At 71.7% G+C, this 1,765-nt stretch carries 1 protein-coding gene; it reads right to left on the bottom strand.

Annotated elements, in window-relative coordinates:
- A partial coding sequence (locus tag VGR06_RS11200) for an amino acid adenylation domain-containing protein (RefSeq protein WP_327558948.1) occupies positions 1-1,765 on the bottom strand: 1,765 nt, incomplete at both ends.

Below are 1,765 nucleotides of genomic sequence, written 5' to 3'. Positions count from 1 at the left end.
GCCGAGCAGGGTTGCCTCGACTTCGCCGGGCTCGATGCGGAACCCGCGGATCTTCACCTGCTCGTCGGCCCGGCCCAGGAACACCAGCTGCCCATCACTGATCCGCTTGGCCAGGTCTCCGGTGCGGTACATCCGCTCACCCGGTGCGAATGGGCAGGCCAGGAACCGTTCCCCGGTCAGCGCGGCCCGGCCCACGTAGCCGCGCGCCACCCCGGCGCCGGCCACGTACAGCTCGCCGGCCACCCCGACCGGCGCTGGGCGTAGGCGGTCGTCGAGCACGTACAGTCGGGTGTTGGCGATCGGCGAGCCGATGGGCACGTTCCCGCCATTGGGCGCAGTGCCGGTGAGTTCGGCGGTGGCCACGCCGATCGTAGTCTCCGTCGGCCCGTAGTGGTTGAACACCCGCTGGCCGTCTGCGGCCGCGGCCAGCAGCTCGGCCACCCAGCCGGGCGGGGCGGCCTCGCCGCCGAGCACCAGCGACCGGGCCGGCAACACCCGCTCCGGCCCGGCCACCGCCGACAACGCGGCCAGATGCGAGGGCACCACCTTGGCGAAATCGATGTGCTGCCCGGTCAGGTAGTCGGCCACCGCCTGCGGGTCGACCACGGTGGTCTCGTCGAGCACGTGCAGCTGCCCGCCGGTGGCCAGGCTGATGAACACCACGGTGTTCCCCAGGTCGCTCACCTGCGGCTGCAACAAGGCGTACCGGGAGCCCTCCCCGGACCAGTCCAGCCGGGCTGACACGCTGGCCACATAGTTCGCCAACGAGCCGTGCGTGACGGCCACGCCCTTCGGCGTTCCGGTCGACCCGGAGGTGTACATCACGTACGCCAGCCCGGCCGGGTCGGCTGCCAGGTCTACGGCGGTCTCCGGCAGCATGGCCAGCGTCGCGGCCACCACCGCAGCGTCCAGGGCGACCAGCCGCACCCGCCCAGCCGGCAGATCACCGATCACGTCCTCCACACCGAGCAGCATCGTCGCCCGGCTGTCGGAGAGCATGAACGCGATCCGCTCCACCGGCAGCCCGGCGTCGATCGGCAGATACGCCGCGCCGGCCTTCCACACCCCGAGGATCGCGCTGATCATCTCGGCGCCGCGGGGCAGGCACAGCCCGACCACTGATTCGGCACCCACCCCCTGCTGGACCAGATAGCGGGCCAGCTTGTTCGCCTGCGCATCCAGCTTCGCATAGGTCAGCTCAACCCCGTCGGCGACCACCGCCACCGCGTCCGGCGCGGCGATGACCCGCTGCCCGAACAGGTCAACGACCCTGCCGTCCGGAACCGGCGTCGCGGTCGCGTTCCAGCCGTGCAGCACCAGTTCCCGCTCGCCCGGATCCAGCACGTCCACCGCGCCCAGCCGGACATCCGGCGCCGCCGTCAACACCTCCAAAGCACGCGTGAACCAACCCGCCAACCGCTGCGCCGTCCCCGGCTCAAACAGATCCGCGGCCACCGTCACCGACCCGCGCAGCCCCGCCGGACGCCCGTCCTCGCCGAACAGCTCACCCACCATCACGTCCAGGTCGAACTTCGCCGCCGGCCTGCCTGTCGGGCGTTCTTCGAGGGTGACGTCCGCCAACTCCAGTGTGGCTTCGGCAGCGTCGAAGAGAGTCAGGACGACATGGAACAGCGGGTGGCGGGCCAGCGACCGGGCCGGCGCCAGCTCCTCCACCAGCCGCTCGAACGGCACATCCTGGTGCGCCAGCGCCCCCAGCGTCGTCTCCCGGACCCGGCCCAGCACCTCTCGGAACTCCGGATCACCC

Source organism: Actinophytocola sp., assembly GCF_036002505.1.
Taxonomy (GTDB): Bacteria; Actinomycetota; Actinomycetes; order Mycobacteriales; family Pseudonocardiaceae; genus DASYTH01.
This window is presented reverse-complemented; position numbering and strand designations above follow the sequence as displayed.